The organism is Schleiferia thermophila, from assembly GCF_003337435.1.
GTDB lineage: Bacteria > Bacteroidota > Bacteroidia > Flavobacteriales > Schleiferiaceae > Schleiferia > Schleiferia thermophila.
This window is the reverse complement of sequence record NZ_QPJS01000001.1, coordinates 517,644-534,839: the sequence shown is the minus strand read 5'-3', so window position 1 is coordinate 534,839 and position 17,196 is coordinate 517,644. Positions and strand designations below refer to the sequence as shown.

General features: G+C 47.1%; 15 protein-coding genes. 4 read left to right on the top strand and 11 right to left on the bottom strand.

Annotation, left to right across the window (positions count from 1 at the left end):
* Positions 1–42: 42 nt before the first annotated feature.
* From lptB to DES35_RS02205, 9 genes are all read right to left on the bottom strand, one after another.
* Positions 43–795 (bottom strand): LPS export ABC transporter ATP-binding protein, encoded by a 753-nt coding sequence (lptB, locus tag DES35_RS02245; protein WP_037360075.1) that lies wholly within the window; start codon positions 793–795, stop codon positions 43–45.
* Positions 796–798: 3 nt separating this feature from the next.
* Positions 799–1,506, bottom strand: a complete 708-nt coding sequence (locus DES35_RS02240; RefSeq protein WP_037360073.1) for an LOG family protein — start codon at positions 1,504–1,506, stop codon at positions 799–801.
* Between the two features lie 4 nt (positions 1,507–1,510).
* The gene (gene uvrA / locus DES35_RS02235; protein ID WP_114365681.1) at positions 1,511–4,348 is read right to left on the bottom strand and encodes an excinuclease ABC subunit UvrA; all 2,838 of its coding nucleotides are present in this window, start codon (positions 4,346–4,348) and stop codon (positions 1,511–1,513) included.
* 22 nt (positions 4,349–4,370) lie between these two features.
* Positions 4,371–5,390: a lytic transglycosylase domain-containing protein gene (locus DES35_RS02230; protein WP_170125672.1), complete on the bottom strand. Its 1,020-nt coding sequence runs from the start codon at positions 5,388–5,390 to the stop codon at positions 4,371–4,373.
* A complete protein-coding gene (gene rfbC / locus DES35_RS02225) occupies positions 5,374–5,934 on the bottom strand; it encodes a dTDP-4-dehydrorhamnose 3,5-epimerase (RefSeq protein WP_114365680.1) in 561 nt (186 codons plus the stop codon). Before rfbC ends, DES35_RS02230 begins: the two co-directional genes overlap by 17 nt.
* A 69-nt stretch (positions 5,935–6,003) precedes the next feature.
* Complete coding sequence (locus tag DES35_RS02220; RefSeq protein ID WP_037360067.1) at positions 6,004–6,537, bottom strand: NUDIX hydrolase; 534 nt, start codon at positions 6,535–6,537, stop codon at positions 6,004–6,006.
* Positions 6,534–7,238 carry a DNA alkylation repair protein gene (locus tag DES35_RS02215; protein ID WP_114365679.1) on the bottom strand — a complete coding sequence of 235 codons (705 nt, stop codon included), beginning with the start codon at positions 7,236–7,238 and terminating at the stop codon, positions 6,534–6,536. The genes DES35_RS02220 and DES35_RS02215 overlap by 4 nt, the downstream gene beginning before the upstream one ends.
* Positions 7,239–7,245: 7 nt before the next feature.
* Entirely contained in the window at positions 7,246–8,367 is a 1,122-nt protein-coding gene (locus DES35_RS02210) for a BamA/TamA family outer membrane protein (RefSeq protein ID WP_037360065.1), read from the bottom strand.
* A gap of 163 nt (positions 8,368–8,530) precedes the next feature.
* Positions 8,531–9,817: a mechanosensitive ion channel family protein gene (locus DES35_RS02205; RefSeq protein WP_084180207.1), complete on the bottom strand. Its 1,287-nt coding sequence runs from the start codon at positions 9,815–9,817 to the stop codon at positions 8,531–8,533.
* Between the two features lie 62 nt (positions 9,818–9,879).
* Between DES35_RS02205 and DES35_RS02200 the strand changes: the two genes are divergently transcribed.
* Positions 9,880–10,713 (top strand): alpha/beta hydrolase, encoded by an 834-nt coding sequence (locus tag DES35_RS02200; RefSeq protein ID WP_114365678.1) that lies wholly within the window; start codon positions 9,880–9,882, stop codon positions 10,711–10,713.
* Here DES35_RS02200 and DES35_RS11485 read toward each other — a convergent pair.
* Positions 10,695–10,859: a hypothetical protein gene (locus tag DES35_RS11485; RefSeq protein WP_160171999.1), complete on the bottom strand. Its 165-nt coding sequence runs from the start codon at positions 10,857–10,859 to the stop codon at positions 10,695–10,697. The two genes, DES35_RS02200 and DES35_RS11485, sit on opposite strands and share 19 nt — an antisense overlap.
* 331 nt (positions 10,860–11,190) lie before the next feature.
* Between DES35_RS11485 and nadA the strand changes: the two genes are divergently transcribed.
* Positions 11,191–12,135, top strand: coding sequence for a quinolinate synthase NadA (nadA, locus tag DES35_RS02195; protein WP_037360063.1), 945 nt, complete (start codon positions 11,191–11,193; stop codon positions 12,133–12,135).
* The gene (locus DES35_RS02190) at positions 12,128–13,639 is read left to right on the top strand and encodes an L-aspartate oxidase (RefSeq protein WP_114365677.1); all 1,512 of its coding nucleotides are present in this window, start codon (positions 12,128–12,130) and stop codon (positions 13,637–13,639) included. Before nadA ends, DES35_RS02190 begins: the two co-directional genes overlap by 8 nt.
* A gap of 7 nt (positions 13,640–13,646) precedes the next feature.
* On the opposite strand, the gene DES35_RS02185 is transcribed toward DES35_RS02190, so the two are convergent.
* Positions 13,647–14,399, bottom strand: coding sequence for an MbnP family protein (locus DES35_RS02185; RefSeq protein ID WP_114365676.1), 753 nt, complete (start codon positions 14,397–14,399; stop codon positions 13,647–13,649).
* Between the two features lie 101 nt (positions 14,400–14,500).
* Between DES35_RS02185 and DES35_RS02180 the strand changes: the two genes are divergently transcribed.
* Entirely contained in the window at positions 14,501–16,828 is a 2,328-nt protein-coding gene (locus DES35_RS02180; RefSeq protein WP_114365675.1) for a TonB-dependent receptor, read from the top strand.
* The last annotated feature ends 368 nt before the right edge of the window (positions 16,829–17,196 follow it).

The following is a 17,196-nucleotide window of genomic DNA, read 5'->3' as shown; positions in this document are numbered from 1 at the left end:
CAGACAGCTTTTTTTTAAAAAAATTTGCTGATTTGAAGAGGATTATTTTAATTTCTCCAGAAATTCCTTAGGTCGCCGGAGCTCAAAATTCTGACCGAGATACACTTTCCTGACAACCGGATCTTCAGACAATTCCTCTGCCGTGCCGTACTTGAGAATAGATCCTTCAAACATCAGATAAGTTCGGTGTGTGATGGCTAATGTCTCCTGTACATTGTGGTCTGTAATTAAAATACCAATGTTTTTTTGGCGCAGAGTAACCACAATGTGTTGAATGTCTTCTACCGCGATTGGGTCAACCCCGGCAAAAGGCTCGTCCAATAGGATGAACTTGGGGTCAGCCGCCAGCGCACGGGCTATTTCTGTACGTCTGCGCTCGCCACCGCTGAGCAGATCCCCCCTGTTTTTCCGCACATGATTGAGCGAAAATTCATCAAGGAGTTCTTCCAATCGTTTTTTTCGCTGGCGATAAGTCAAGTTACGCAGCTCAAGCACAGCCATGATGTTGTCTTCTACACTTAATTTGCGGAACACACTCGGTTCCTGTGCCAGATATCCGATACCCCGCTGAGCTCGTTTGTACATCGGATCGGCAGTAATGTCGGTATCATCGAGCAGTATTTTACCTTCGTTGGGCTTTATAAGACCTACGACCATATAAAATGAAGTGGTTTTACCGGCGCCATTTGGCCCCAGCAAACCGACGATCTCACCGCGTTCCAACTCAAAGGAAACATCTTTGACGACCTGTCGGCCTTTGTAGCTTTTAGTGATATTTCGGGCCTGGAGTTTCAAATGCTAGAAGTTTGGTCTGAGCAGGTATTTGGCGTAGAATTCGTCGATGACTTTGATAGCCTCCGAAGGCTCATCGACAAGGTGAAAGAGATTCAGGTCTTCGGGATTGATGTTTTTCTCGTAAAGTACTACTTTTTTGAGCCATTCCACCAGTCCTCCCCAGTAGTCTTTTCCAAAGAGCACTATAGGAAATTTCCCGATTTTGTTGGTTTGAATAAGTGTCAGCGCTTCGAAGAGTTCGTCCATTGTGCCAAAACCTCCGGGCATTACGATGAATCCTTGTGAATATTTTACAAACATCACTTTGCGCACGAAGAAGTAATCAAACTGAAGATTTTTGTCGTGGTCAATATAGGGGTTAGAAGTTTGCTCAAAAGGTAATTCAATATTGAGACCTACTGAAGTACCACCACCTCTTCGGGCACCTCTGTTGCCGGCTTCCATGATACCCGGACCACCTCCGGTAATGATCCCATAACCTCTTTGTGTCAGCTGAAAGGCAATTTCTTCAGCGTATTTGTACATGGGGTGGTCTTCCTTGGTACGTGCTGAGCCGAATATAGTTACGCACGGGCCTATGCGACTGAGGGTTTCGTATCCGTTTACAAATTCGCTCATTATTTTGAAAATCGCCCATGAGTCATTGGTTTTGATTTCATTCCATGTGCGTGGTTCAAAAACTTTGATAATTTTCTCGTCTTCAGCAGTCATTTCGTTATGATTTTAATCGTTTTAATTCCATCGCAATATAGGGAGCGGTGACACTTTTTTTGCTTTTTGCTACTTCTTCGGGGGTGCCTTCAGCTACGATAAACCCTCCGGCATCACCTCCTTCGGGGCCTATATCCACAATGTAATCTGCTGCTTTAATCACATCGAGATTGTGCTCGATGACCAACACGGTATTGCCTTTGTTCACCAGGCGCTGCAGTACGTCGATGAGCATTTTTACATCGTCAAAGTGCAGACCGGTGGTAGGTTCATCGAGGATGTAGAGAGTGTTTCCTGTGTCGCGTCGCGAAAGTTCCGTGGCAAGCTTTACCCGCTGAGCTTCACCCCCGGAAAGCGTAGTAGAGGGCTGGCCCAGGCTCAAATAGCCCAGCCCAACATCAGCCAGGGCTTTAAGTTTTGAGTAAATTCGGGGAATGTGTTCAAAAAACTGCAAGGCTTGTTCTACGGTCATATCCAACACATCGGATATGGACTTTCCTTTGTATCGGACTTCAAGTGTTTCACGATTAAAACGCTTGCCCTGACAGGTTTCGCACAACACATATACATCGGGCAGGAAATTCATTTCAATGGTTTTGACGCCTGCTCCTTCGCACGTTTCACAGCGCCCGCCTTTTACATTGAATGAAAATCTTCCGGGCTTATAGCCACGTATCTGAGATTCTGGGAGCTGAGCAAACAATGCTCTGATTTCGGTCCAAACATTGGTATAAGTGGCTGGATTGGAGCGAGGAGTACGGCCAATTGGGCTTTGGTCCACATCGATTACTTTATCGATATGTTCTATGCCCGAAATGGATTTGTACGGGAGTGGTTCGGCATATGAACGATAAAAATGCCTGCTGAGGATCGGATATAGGGTCTCTGTAATTAAGCTTGATTTTCCTGAACCGCTTACGCCGGTCACGCTGATGAAAGTGCCGAGCGGTATTTTAAGTGTTACATTTTTTAAGTTGTTGCCGGTTGCTCCTTTAAGAGTCAGGTATTTTCCGTTACCAGCTCTCCGTATTGCCGGGATGGGGATGAGCTTTTCGTTGTTCAGATATTGTGCTGTGTTGGTATTTGACTTCAGCAGTTGTTCATAAGTTCCGGCGAATACGATTTTCCCACCGTGCTTTCCGGCTCCAGGGCCTATATCCACAATGTAATCTGCTGACTCGATCATTTCTCTGTCGTGCTCTACCACCAGTACTGTATTGCCCAGGTCTCTCAGGTTTTTCATGCTTTCAATCAATTTCCGATTGTCCCGCTGGTGCAAGCCTATAGAGGGTTCATCCAGTATGTAAAGTACTCCAACCAATTGGGAACCAATCTGAGTAGCCAGTCGAATACGCTGGGATTCTCCCCCGGACAGGGATGCGGTTGGCCTGTTGAGAGTTAGATATCCCAGGCCTACATTCAGCAAAAAGTGGATTCTGTCTTTTATTTCTTTTATGATTTCAGCTGCAATCTTTTTCTGTTTGTCAGTGAAATTTTCCTCGGCCCGGAGTATCCAGTCAAACGCATCGGCAAGTGCCATATTGGCAACCTCTCCAATAGTTTTTTCATTGATTTTAAAGAGAAGTGATTCCTTTCTGAGTCTGCTCCCACCACATTCCGTGCAAACTGATTCTTTTAAATACTCTTCGGCCCAACGTCTGATCTGAGCACTTTTGTCGTCCTGTGCTGATGTTTCCAAAAAATTAATGATTCCCTGAAAGGTCTTGTGAATTCTCCGGCTTATGCCCATTACTTTGTTATGAGCTTCGAGCACTTCATCGGGTCCATACAATATGGTATCTAAAGCCTCTTTTGGGATTTCTTCTATCGGATCGCTTAGTGAAAAATTATATAAATCGGCTATGATTTCCAATTGTCCGAAAATCCAGGATTGTGTGGCCTTACCAAGGGGTTCTATACCCCCGTTTTTTATAGAAATTTTTGGGTTGGGAATTATTTTTTCCAGATTCGCCACTTTTAACTTGCCTAGTCCATGACATACCGGACAGCTGCCCTTTGGGCTGTTGAAAGAGAATGTATTGGGCTCTGGTATTGGTAGAGATACCCCGGATACCGGACACATCATGTGCCTGCTGAAATACCTTATTTTTTGTTCATCATTGACTTCTGACAACATGAGTACTCCATCACCATGATACAAAGCGATATCGATGCTCTCTTTCAATCTGGCAGCCGATTTTTCCGACACAGGAAGTTTGTCTACCACGATCTCTATGTCGTGTGTTTTGTATCGGTCCACCTTCATTCCTCGGGTAATCTCCCGAATTTCGCCGTCTACCCTAGCCCTGACGAATCCCATTCGCGCTATTTGTTCGAAAAGCTCACGGTAGTGACCTTTTCGCGACCTGACCACAGGTGCCATGATGTAAATACCCTTGCCAGTGTACTGTTGCAGGATCTGCTGAAGTATGTCATCAGGGGTATAGCTAATCATTTTTTCACCCGTAACCGGTGAATACGCCTCCGATACCTTGGCATACAGAAGTCTCAAAAAGTCGTATATCTCAGTGACCGTACCCACGGTAGACCGCGGGTTTTTGTTTGTAGTTTTTTGCTCTATACTTATTACCGGGCTCAATCCACTGATGTGGTCTACATCGGGTCGCTCCAGATTGCCGAGAAACTGCCTGGCATACGCACTGAAAGTCTCGATAAACCGCCTCTGACCCTCCGCATAAATCGTATCAAAAGCCAGTGATGATTTCCCACTGCCCGACAAACCCGTAAAGACTACTAGTGCGTCTCTGGGTATGGAGAGGTGTACATTTTTGAGGTTGTGAACTCTGGCTCCCTCTACCTGGATTACTTCCTGTTCCAACATGCCATCACCTTTTATACAAGAATTACTCAACAGTGGAATGCTCTGTTGAGTTTTCCATTTCATCATTGAAATCGGGTACTACTCCCTTAATGTCGGACATGATGTGGTAATATCCCTTTTTTGGAATGGCTATCCTGTATTTTTTTCCATTGGGATTGGTGAGTTTCAGGTCCCTTATCCAGGGGTTGTGGTAGCGCAAAATTTTGTAGGTAATTCCGTAGTGCTCAGCAAAATCAACCCAGCTATTCACAGTGCTATCCACAGTGACATAATTGACAGGGATAGGCTGATACAAATCTTTTTTTCTGAAGTTGAATCCATATTTTCTGGGATTGTTGTAAATCTCCTTGACTGCCAGGATGCGAAATACATATCGGGAAGTCTCCTGATTGAGCTGCAGGTCAAAGTAATTGGAAACTTTTTGCCGGCTCAGCTGACGGGCAATTCCTCCCTGACCCATATTGTAAGCTGCAGCGGCCAATGTCCAGGAGCCAAACATCTTTTTGGCATCCAACAGATATTTACAAGCAGCTTCTGTAGATTTTTCCAGGTGATATCGTTCGTCTATTTCATCGTTTACTTCCAGTCCGTATTTTATGGCTGTCTCTTTCATCAGCTGCCAGGGCCCGGCTGCTCCTGCCGGACTTACTGCATTTGTCAATCCACTCTCTATCAATGCGATAAACTTTATATCATCCGGTAGATTGTATTTATCAAGTATCCTTTCAATACTGGGGAAATACCTGTTAGCTCTTTTAAAATACAGCAGACTCTGCGACTGAAAGTAGGTGTTGGACAGCAATTCTCTATCGAAGCGTTCCAGGATTTCAGGATCATCAAATGGAACTTCCTCATCGGCAAATTTTACATCATCCGGCATCAGAAGAGCAAAGACATTGTATTTTTCATTGAATTTTTTAAAAAATTCATGGTCTGACTCATATTCGCTATACGCATACATCAGCACCTTTCCCACAGCCATAATCAACAAGGTGACGACTGTAATTTTTACGTATTTGGATAATTTAACAATTTTCGCCATAGACAAAAGGACTCTCAAAATCTTTAAAAAGCGGAGCGATCTGATCCTTGGCAGATAAGATTGGATTTTCTAACCCCCAGTCAATTCCAATTTGTGGATCATTCCACCGGATAGCCCCCTCACTTTCCGGATGATAGGTATCTGTGCACTTGTATTGAAACAAGGTATGGTCTCTCAAAGTCTTAAAACCATGAGCAAAACCCGGCGGAATCCACATAATATTAAAATTTTCTTCCGTGAGCTCGTGGGCAAAAAATTTTCCATAGGTTGGGGAGCCTTTTCGGATGTCCACAGCTACATCGAGTACAGCGCCCTTTACCACGCGTACCAGCTTGCCTTGGGCGTGTGGCGGCCTTTGGAAGTGAAGCCCTCTGACAACTCCCGCGTTTGACAAACTTTGATTGTCTTGCACAAATTCGAAGGTGATGCCTATTTGATAAAATTTTTCCTTATTGTAAGACTCAAAGAAATGACCTCTGGCATCAGCAAACACTTTTGGTTCGATGACAAACAAGCCTTCAATTCCGGTTTCTATAATTTTCATGTCAAAAAAAACCTGGCAAAAATACGATGAAAGAATCGCAACTATATCCTAAAGTTGCCTTAAGCCATATCAGACTTTTGGTCTGTAAACACCAAAATGAACTCCTTGATAGTCGGGGTTTTCAAAATATTTTTTCAGTGCAAAGTACGTAGAAGAAAAAGCCAGCTGATCCCATGGAATTTTTTCTTTGTCAAAGAGCGATACCATGCTGCTCTCAGGAGTGATTCGCACGGATTCCTGCAACATTTCTGCCAGAAAAATCAGATATACTTGCCGGGCATGAGGAAGATTATAGACTGTGTGCAGCCTCAGAAGTCTTACTTTCGCGCCCGTTTCTTCAAAAGTCTCCCGCATGGCTCCTTCCTCTACGGTCTCTCCGTTTTCAAGAAATCCACAAGGTAAATTCCACAAATCCTTTCGCGGTTCGATGGCTCTTTTTGCCAGGAGGATTTTATCGTCCCAAACCGATAATGTACCTACTATCATATTGGGATTCTGATAATGAATCCTTCCACAGTCTTCACAGCAGATGCGCTCAAAATGATCACCATCGGGCACTTTGATTTTCAGATTTTCAGACCCACACTCCGAACAGTAATTCATATCCGAATTCCTTTCTTTTTCAAATATTTTAAGGACTCTCTCACAGCTAAAGAAGACATCAATCTACCGAAGTTTTCAACAAAATGACAGGTAAATACAGGATCGGTTTTCGAATATTCCCTTAGCGCCCACCCAATGGCTTTTTGCACAAAAAAATCTTTGTAGTTCACTGCACTCAGTATGGTATTTTTAAGCAATTTTACATCAGTATTTTTCTTGTATTTCAATTGAAAAATAATCGCTGTTCGTATCAACCAAATATTCCTGCTTTCTATCCATTTATTCACCATTTCATATTGCAATTCCGAATCGCTTTTTAGCCATTTTCCGGCTGCTGATACAGCTAAAAAATCTACAGTATCCCACCATGATTTCCGGGTGATAAGATGGTTTAAAATATGTTCTATTCCATCGCATTCTATTGTTTTTAACTGCTTGTAAAATAGCTCTGCTGCAATGTAGTGAAACTCCCGCTCCTCTTTTGCATACAACTGAAGGATCAAGTCTTCAATTTCAGCATTTGAAAGCTGTACGACCTCTTCTTTGTACCATCTGATAAAAATGGATTTTCTTTCAGGTGCATATACACCAAAAAATGGAAATTGATGGCGCATATATGCCTCCATCCAACTTTTTGTGGCGGGATCAGATTTCGATTTAAGTAGCTGATTGAGTATATCAATCGGTGGTTGTGTATTCATCCCAGTGTTAAAAAGCTTCGGTAACCATCAGATAATATTGAGCTCCCTCTCTGCCGATGCCTACATCAAAACGGAGGTTTAGTCTCTCAGCAGGGTTGATGGCAAATCTCAGTCCTGTGCCGAATGAATATTTAAGACGTTGAATCGAAAGGTCTGCGGTGGAGTTGAAGACATCGCCTACTCCAGCAAAGCCGACCAATCCAAGCCGCCAGAAGAGCGGAAAGCGATATTCCAATTGAGTCCCTGCAAAGTTGATATCGCGAAATCGATTTCGTGCATATCCTCTAAGTATTTCATCGCCACCGGCCGTGGCCATATCAAGCATGGGAACCCCATTTGTATTAAATCTGCCTACTATCTGAAAAGCTAGTATATTTTTTGGCTTAGTTTCCCAGTATGTTTGATAGTTGATGTTAAAATTGAAAAAGTAAAAGGAACTCCCGATATTAGGGTGAAAATAATACGTCGAAATCTCGAAAAAATGCCCTGAATAAGGGTTTACGATATTGTCTCTGCTGTCAAATGTCACCACGCCTCCTATCCCACTGGTCACCCCACCGCGGTTGCCTGTAATGTTGCCTAAATCCAGTATGCCTCCTTCTTTTATTCTGAAATTGTATTCATTTGAAATCATAAAGTCGAACCCAAGAAACATCTCTTTTGTCAGTCTTTTCAGCATCAAATACTTAAATGACTTTAAATCATAGGAATAATATTCCACCTGGTCTCTTCCTGTGGCATTTCCAATGCCGTAAAATCTGTCCGGAAAGTTGCGGTATCGAAGCTCTCCCTTAATCAAATAATCTTCGTTTCGCGTGAAAATATTCCACAAGCCCCAAATATCGAGTTGATTGTTTTGCGTATAATCTGCCAGAAATTGAACGTACGAAAGCCTTGCATCTCTCTGATCGGGACGTTTTGCCTTCAGTGAAAAATAATAGACTCCCGCAGCACCAAAGGCAAATCGGGTATCGGGTGTGTAATAAAGCAAAGGAATCAACGCAAAACCTGTCTTTTCTGTAGATACCGTGTCGTTAAGGGAGCGAAAGCCAAACCACTCAAGCCATTGTTGGGCTTTGGATGCACTTATCCACAATAGCAGCAACGTCGCCAGGCAAATTTTCTTCATACAAATGTGACAAAGTAAAAGCATATATCTGCTTTTTAAACTTGTCACACCAAAATATTTAAAAAGCTTAGCCTAAATAAGGGCTATCCAATCAGAAGGTTCAATATCGGTTTCTTTCCTTTTTCTCTTCTGCCTCGATGGATACGACAGAAATTGACTTCGTTCAGTAATTTCTCAGTGCGCGAAAGTCAGCTCCTGAAGGATTTTGAAACAACTCGAGATCGAAATACTTAACTACAGCTATCAGATGGTCAAATATATCCGCCTGCAATCCTTCATACTCAGTCAGAGTGGTGAGACGACTGAAACAATATATCTCCAATGGAAGTCCATGCTCAGTGGGTTGAAGATGGCGAGCTATTATTGGCTCTTCAGCAGCTATATCAGGTTTGCTACGTATGTATTCCATAGCATACTGCCTGAAGATTCCCAGATTGGTCAATTGTCTTCCATTGATTTTTTCTGAGGTATCGATGTGGCGTTCTTCATTATATTGGTGGATTTCCGCTTTTTTTGAAGCGATGTAGGGAGCGATCAGTTGATAGCGGCTGAAACGGTCCAGCATCTCTTCATCGCAGATTTTCACTGTATTTACATTTATGAAGAGCGAACGCTTGATCCGACGAACTCCGGCACTTTGCATACCGCGCCAGTTTTTGAAACTATCGGCAATAAATGCATAAGTAGGCACTGTGGTAATGGTCTTATCCCAGTTGCGGATTTTTACTGTCGTCAGATTGATTTCGATGACTTCACCATCAGCTCCATATTTATCCACACTTACCCAGTCGCCTATTCTCAGCAGCTCATTGGCGGATATCTGTATAGAGGCTACAAGTCCCAATATGGTGTCTTTAAACACCAAAAGCAAAACAGCCGTAAGGGCGCCAAGCTTGAGAAAAATGCTTCCCGGCTCCGACCCGGTAATAAGGGCTATCAGAAATATCCCCCCGCCAATGTAGTTGATAATGTTTACTACCTGAAGGTAACTTTTTACTGGTTTGTCTTTGTACTTTTCAATTCCATTGAAATAGACCTCAAGGGCTCTCAGAAATTTATTGATGACCCCAATCAGCACAATGGTAACAAAAACCAGTATTGCGATCTCCGTTAATCTGGTCAAAAAGGGAAAATTTCTCAGCAGCAATGGGAGTGAATAGTAGGCGATTGCTGCCGGAAGTAAATTGGCCAATCCATCAAAGACCTTTTTCTCCAGAAGTAGGTCGTCAAATTGGGTATCTGTCTTCTTTACTACCCTGTGAAGCAGGTTTAGCAAAACTCGCTTGCTGACCACATAGGCCAATGATGTAATCAGCAACAGCAGTAGAAAATCCACAAGCAGTATCAGCAGCTCCTCCATAGCAGGTGAGAGCCTGAGATATCTTGCTATGGTATCGGTAAAGAACTCTATATCATCGACTTTTAAAAACTCATCGAAAGCTATTTGCATCAATTTAATTTTGGTGCAAAGTTCCCTTTATTTGTAGCTTTATGCGTTAAAAGTGCTGTAAAATGATTAAAATCCAATCCAAAGATTATTATACCACTCATTCGATACAAGTTACTTCTAAACATTTACAGAGAGATGTACAATTGGATTTTTACGTCCCGGAATCCAGGGAATCTCTGGGACTGCTTCTCATGAACGATGGACAAGATGCTGAAAAATTGCATCTAAAACGGGAACTCGAACGTTTTTACAACCTTCATCCCAAATGTGCACCACTTACGGTGGCCATCCACGCAGCCGACAGACTGCATGAATATGGAACACTCTACAGTGCTGACTACCTCAATCGCGGTAAAGGTGCAGCTCTGTACCATAAATTTATAATTGGCGAACTTCTTCCAAGGGTCTATGAGCAGTTTGAAATAACTTCGGATAAATCCAGAAGGGCAGTCATGGGATTTTCCATGGGCGCTCTGTCCGCTTTTGACCTGGTTTACCAAAATCCGGATACCTTTGGCCTTGCAGGCTGCTTCAGCGGTTCCTTTTGGTGGAGAAAAAAAGCGTTCTTTCGCAGTTTCGATGAACGACGCGATCGCATCGTCCATCGAATGGTCAAAAAGAAAGGCTTCAGAAAGGGCTTGCGCTTCTGGTTTATGGCCGGTACTAAAGAAGAATTGGAGGACAGAAACAACAACGGGATCATTGACGTAATCGATGACCAACTCGACTTAATCGCCCAGCTTATTTGCACTGGATACAAACCCTACTACGACATTCACTACCTCGAAATTGAAAACGGAGAACACAATCAGCAAACCTGGAATCTGGGAATTCAAAACTTCCTCCTCTGGGGATTTGCAAAGAAAAGAACGACCAGCTATCTGCTCAAAAAATAGGCGATCACCAGTATGATCACGATCAGGCTGATCACAAAAATTTTCTCAACAGTCTCATTTTCTTTCGACTCTCCCTCAGGATGGATCGGTCTTTTTCGCCTGAATCGACCGTATATACTTCTCCTGGCTTTATCCTTTGGATTCATTTGGATTGCTTTAAACTCGAAACAAATGTAACCATTTAAATTTAACATCCGACGGCTACCTTAAAAATATTCATAACTTTTAAATCAATCCTCTTTTTATCAATCACATTCACATATTTTTTGTAAAAATTCATAAAAAGTCACCGCAATCAACCACTGCTATGGGTTGAATCCATTTAAACCATTTCATGGGTACCCCTGAAATGTTGGATACGGAAATTCGCAAATTTGACTTTTATCAATGTGTTAAGCACTTAAAAATTCGGTAATTAGCCGCATCTGTATAAAAAACGTATCCTGAACCCATCTTTTTGAAAATCAATACATTCTCATGAAGAGACATCTCGCAGAAAAGATTCGACAACTCAAAAAAGACAAAAATGCCATTGTGCTGGCTCACTACTACCAGGAAGCTGCAATTCAGGACATAGCCGATTGCGTAGGCGACAGCCTTGCCCTTGCACAGCAAGCTTCAAAGGCCGATTGCGACATCATCGTGTTTGCCGGAGTCCACTTTATGGCCGAAACTGCAAAAATTCTCAATCCGGAAAAAAAAGTACTCCTGCCTGACCTAAATGCATCCTGCTCGCTTGCTGAGAGTTGTCCCCCGGGTGACTTTGAATCCTTTATAAGCCAATACCCGGACCACTATGTGGTCAGCTACATCAATTGCAGTGCACATGTCAAAGCATTGAGCGACATCATCGTCACTTCATCCAATGCACTTAAAATCATTCAATCCATTCCAACCGACAAACCCATCATATTCGCCCCGGACAAAAATCTGGGTCGCTATCTGATGGAAAAAACCGGTCGACAGATGATTCTTTGGGACGGTGTATGCACCGTCCACGAAGCTTTTTCACTGGAAAAACTCACCGAACTTGTGCTCGAGCATCCGGAAGCCAAAGTCATTGCCCATCCCGAATCTTCCAAAGAAGTACTCAGACTTGCCGATTTCATTGGCTCCACCCAGGCCATGTTGGATTATGTGAAAAACAGTTCACACCTTGAATTTATCGTAGGCACAGAAGCTGGCATTCTGCACATGATGCAGAAATCGGCACCCGGCAAATCCCTCATCCCCATTCCTACTGCCGAAGAAAACTCCTGTGCCTGTAGCGAATGTGCCTATATGAAACTCAACACCTTGCAAAAACTCTATACCTGCCTGCTCCATGAAGCACCTGAAATCACTCTCGACTCCGATTTGATGGACAGAGCCCGAAAACCCCTCCAAAAAATGCTCGAACTCTCATCAGCCGTACATGCATAGCGATATCATCATTGTAGGAGCAGGCATCGCAGGTCTTGCCACGGCCATCAAAACAGCTGAGTCCAGGCCCGACCTACGCATCGCCATACTCAACAAAGGCTCAGAAGATAACTCCAATTCATACTACGCCCAAGGGGGAGTGGCTGCCGTACTGGATCCTGAAAACGACAGTTTCGATCTGCACATATCCGATACCCTCCAATCGGGTGGATATCTCAACAACCCGGCTACCGTTGAAGCTCTTGTCCATGGAATTACCGGGGAAATCGCCAGACTGGAATCCTGGGGAGCGCAATTTCTCAAAAACGGCAATCGTTACGTGCTCGGTCGTGAGGGTGGACATTCGGCACACCGGATTGTCCATGCTGCAGTCCCAACCGGAAAGGAAATCATGCGCGTGCTGCGTTCCAAAGCCATTCAAATGCCCAACATTCAATGGCTCCGAGGCCTGCTTGTCACCGAACTGATACAGGAACATCACCAGTGCACAGGAGTGAAAGCTTTACATCATCCGCTGCAGCAGACTTTTGAACTGCGCGCGCAGGCTGTGGTGCTGGCTACCGGAGGCTCCGGACAGGCCTTCTCCCAAACCACAAACTCTCCGCAGGCTACAGGCGATGGCATCGCCTTGGCACATCAGGCAGGAGCTCACATCCGGCACATGCGCTTTGTACAGTTCCACCCCACCGCACTGTATGAAAAAGGCTCCGGAATGAGATTTCTCCTTTCAGAAGCCCTGCGGGGAGCAGGTGCTCACCTGCTCAATCATACCGGCCAACGATTTATGTTGCACGAACATCCAGACGCAGAGCTGGCAACCAGAGACGTCGTTTCCTCGGCCATTTACCGCCAAATGAGCACTTATGGTCTTGACCATGTCTATCTCGACCTGCGTCCTATACCAGTTACCTTACTCAGGGAACAATTTCCTTATATTGTCCAGACCTTGCTGACCAAAGGATATAATCCGGCAGTCGACCCGATCCCCGTAAGCCCTGCTGCCCATTATCAGTGCGGAGGCATTGCCACCGACCTGTCCGCAGCTACCTCCATTCCCGGTCTTTTTGCCATAGGCGAATGCGCCGAAAACGGCCTCCATGGCAGAAACAGACTTGCTTCCAATTCACTGGCCGAAGCACTGGTGTTCAGCACTTACCTGGCCATGAAACTCTCTGATCTGTCCCCGGCACGTACCTACATGTCTGCCGTCGGTCAACCCATTGGCACTGCCCCGTCACCAGACTACTCAGATGAAGTACTTCGACTCAAAGAACACTTCCGCGACATCCTCTACAAAGGTTTCATCGCCGGAGACTATTACTCCACATTACAGAAATGCTCTGCCCTGCACCGCGAACTGCTCTCCATCAAACACCTGCACCCGGACTGTATCCAAACACTTAACCTCATGCACACCGGCCTGCTCATCCTTCAGGACGCTGTGCAATACCAGCAAATGCAGAAAGAATTCCGTCCGATACCCGGTATCCCGTTGCAGTCCTGAGTTCTTCTCAGCCCTCTTCCAGCGGCATTATGTGCGCCGTGATGGCTTGCATCACTCTTGCGGCCAGCGCAGTGTTTTCAAACGTATGGCAGCTGAATTCCTCAGGTAGTTGCAGCTCCGTGATCATCGGATACAAATCTCCGGTAAGGGTTAGCAGCCATTTCTTCCCCTCCATGCGCACAGGAAACGGACCCAGCCACCGGCTCCACCCGGTCTTCCCCAGGTGAAAATCCAGAAACCCGTTCAGCTGTCCCGATGGTAGCCTGCTCGTATCCGCTTGAGCTTCTATTCTGCTAAACAGATAACCACTCTCCCAGGTCCAGTACATCGACGGAAACTGAGGTGCCAGCGGATCATTCACATCCATCACCATCGGAGGTTGCACCGTAATATTGGTCACCGAATCCACTCCATAGAGCAACATCATCTGCCACCTTCCCTCCCGAGGCTGCAAACTGCCCAATCGGTACGACACCTTGTCCTCTCTGATCAGCACCCTGTCCACCTCCAGCCGTACAGTATCCCCGCTATCGTTCAACAAGCAGATATTCGTCAACAGATGCCTTATATACCGGAAACGTACCATTCGGCCATCAGACCCCGTGTAAACAGCCTCCGGCTCCATCGGTGTCCCATCGTAATAATGCCTGAATTCCAATACTACCTCCACCCGCTCCCCCTCGGGTTCAGGCTTTGCTTTTTCAGGCCGGCAGCCATATAGCCACAGCATAGTTCCCAGGAAGATAACCGTCTTTTTCATCCTTAAGCCATTCGTTACCAAAGGTAACCCGATTTCGCCACTTGCATCCTGTTTTTCATTACCAATATTCTCATCATCTTTGTTGTTAAAATTTTGCTAACATGCCGGCAAGACTACTTTCCTTCATTTTCCTGTGGACCACCCTACAGCTACGCGCGCAGCAAATCACCTACACCCTCTACATCAGGGACGTACAGGGACCTTTGGCCGGCGCTACCGTCCGCATTTTCGACCAGCAGCAGACCGCTCCCATCAGTGGGGGAATCACCGATACCGATGGCCGCATCGCCCTGAAAGTCCCCGCCGACAGAGCCCGATCTGCCGAAATCCGCATGCTCGGTTATCGCACCGAATGGCTCACCCTGAACCCGCAAACCACCACGTACCACATCACCCTCAGAGAAGAAACCTACTCCCTGCCCAATGTAGTGATTACCGCCTCCAAAGCCCAGCAGCGCATCGAAGAGACCACCGTCTCCCTCACCGTCATACGCCCCAACCTGGTCGAAAACAAAAACCCCACCGACATACAGCAAACCATGAATCAGGTGCCCGGCGTTAATGTCAACGACGGCCAGGCCAACATTCGCTCCGGCTCTGGGTGGAGTTACGGAGCCGGTACCCGCGTACTCCTGCTGCTGGACAACCTCCCCCTCATCTCCCCCGACGCCAACCAGGTCCAGTGGACCATCGTCCCCTTCGAATCGCTCGACCAGATGGAAATCATCAAAGGCGCCTCCTCAGCCCTGTACGGCTCCAGCGCCCTTAATGGAGTCATCAATGTCCGCACACGCAGCGACTACCACAAGCGCACATGGGTCAATCTCTTCGCCGGCGGCCATCCCATCGCCCCGCGCCCGGAGCTGCGCTGGTGGACCGGCCTCCAATCCCTCGGCGGACTGCAAATGAGCCTCCAAAATAAAATCGACGACTCCACCAACCCCAACCGCTGGTTTGGCTACCTCATCTCAGCGCTCGGCCAGTGGGACGAAGGCTACCAATGGCGCTCCCCCGACAACCGCGGACGACTCTTCTTCAAAACCCACTTCAACCGCAGCCGCCACCTGCACTACGGCCTCAACGGAAACATCTCCTACCGCCGTAGTGCCAGCCCCCTCATCTGGAACGGCGAAGACCAGGCCCTCATCGCCCTGGACAGCAGCATCACTACCAATGCCGGCTTTACCTACCACATCGACCCCTGGCTCACCTTCCATCAATTTCGCTCCACCGGCGTCCTCCGCCACGAGATCAACGCCCGCCTCCTCGCCATCGACAATCAATCCCGCGACGACAGCACCGTATTCGACAATGCCAGCCAATCCTATCTCCTGCAGTACCAGACACAGTGGCTTTCCCACTCCGGTTGGAAAATCACCACAGGACTCTTTGGCCTCTGGGCAGTGAGCAACAGCGAGCTCTTCGTAGGCCGGCACACCAGCCGTAACCTGGCCGCCTACATCCAGACCGACTACCGCCTCCGCAGATTCAACCTCAGCGCCGGTACCCGCTACGAACACTTCCTCCTTGACAACCGGTCCCAGGCACGCCCCGTATTTCGCTTCGGAGCCAACTACCAGGCCGCACCCTATACCCACCTCTTTGCCTCCTGGGGCCAGGGCTTCCGGTTCCCCTCCATGGCCGAAGCCTTCACCCGTACCAACGTAGGCACTGTCAACATCTTCCCCAACCCCCGCCTCAATCCCGAATACGGCAACACCTACGAACTCGGTCTCAAACAACTCCTCTCCGCCGGCCAGCACCTCAAAATGCAACTCGAATTCGCCCTCTACCGCATGGACTTCGACGACATGATTGAGTTCACCTTCTCCCGCTGGGACACCACCGGCGGCTTCGCCCAAATCCAGCGCCAGCTCGGCTTCAAATCCGTAAACATCGGCCCCGTCCGCATCCAGGGCTTCGAGCTCACCGCCACCGGCCTCTACAGCCACTCCCACCATCAAATCCAATTCCTCGCCGGATACGCCTACAGCGACCCACACGTCCGCTTCCCCGACCAACCCTTCATCCTCAACGACATCACCGGCCAGCCCCTCAAATACTCCGACCTCAGCACCGACGACTCCACCGGCACCCTAAAATACCGCTATCGCCACCTCCTCAAAACCGACCTCCAATACACCCACACCCGCCTCGGCTACCGCGCCGGCATCTCCATCCGCTTCAACGACTACATGCGAAACCTCGACCGCGTCTTCTACCAGGTCATCCCCGGCGTACAATCCGTCCATCAGCGCCTCAACCGCGGAGACCTCCTCATCGACCTGCGCATCGGCTACCGATGGCCCTCCGGCGCCATGGCCAACCTCATCATCGACAACCTCCTCAACCGCGAAGTCATGATCCGCCCAGCCTTCCTCGGTCCCCCCATGCGCATACTCCTTCAGTACCAGGTCACCCTCGAGTAACCCTTTTAATTCCAGATTTTTACCAGGGCGTGCCCCCGCGCGCCGGCCACCATACAGTGGCCTTACCGCGCGGGGTCGGGCTGCTCCGGGGTGCGCTTCGCTCCCGTGCTCCGCTGCGCTCCGCACCGCCCTGCGGGCGCCCTCCGCATCCCTCACGCAATGCCCGGGGGCAACACGCCCCCGGACCAAAAACAAACGCTTGCATACCATACACACACACCTACACCCATCATTTCAACACAACCCGATTCAGAAACAACCAACCCAACCAACCAATTCCACCCATTACCCAACAGCTCAAACCCACACTCCAACAGAATCCCACATCCATCAAGCACAGATTAGCCCCATCCTACCAACACACATAC